The sequence below is a fragment of the Peptococcaceae bacterium 1198_IL3148 genome, from assembly GCA_036763105.1.
GTDB lineage: Bacteria > Bacillota > Desulfotomaculia > Desulfotomaculales > Desulfohalotomaculaceae > JBAIYS01.
Map to the genome: position 1 here is coordinate 1 of JBAIYS010000075.1, position 255 is coordinate 255.

General features: G+C 45.9%; 1 protein-coding gene. It reads left to right on the forward strand.

What is annotated here, in order from left to right:
* Positions 1 to 255: pyruvate formate lyase family protein (locus V6C27_14955; GenBank protein ID MEG6617669.1), on the forward strand; the 255-nt coding region annotated here is incomplete at both ends.

A 255-nucleotide genomic window follows, 5' to 3' on the forward strand; every position in this document is an offset into this window, starting at 1 on the left:
AGCTTTATAAGATTTCCGATATTTTGACCAACGTACCGGCCAATCCACCCCGGACCTTCCATGAAGCCCTGCAGTCCATTTGGACACTGGAATCGCTGTTTGTGGTGGAAGAGAACCAGACCGGTATTTCCTTGGGACGCTTGGATCAATACATTTATCCCATGTTTAAAGCCGATATGGAAGCGGGCCGCCTCAACAAACTGGAAGCCTTTGAACTGATGAGTTGTTTCATTATTAAATGTTCCGAAGTGATGT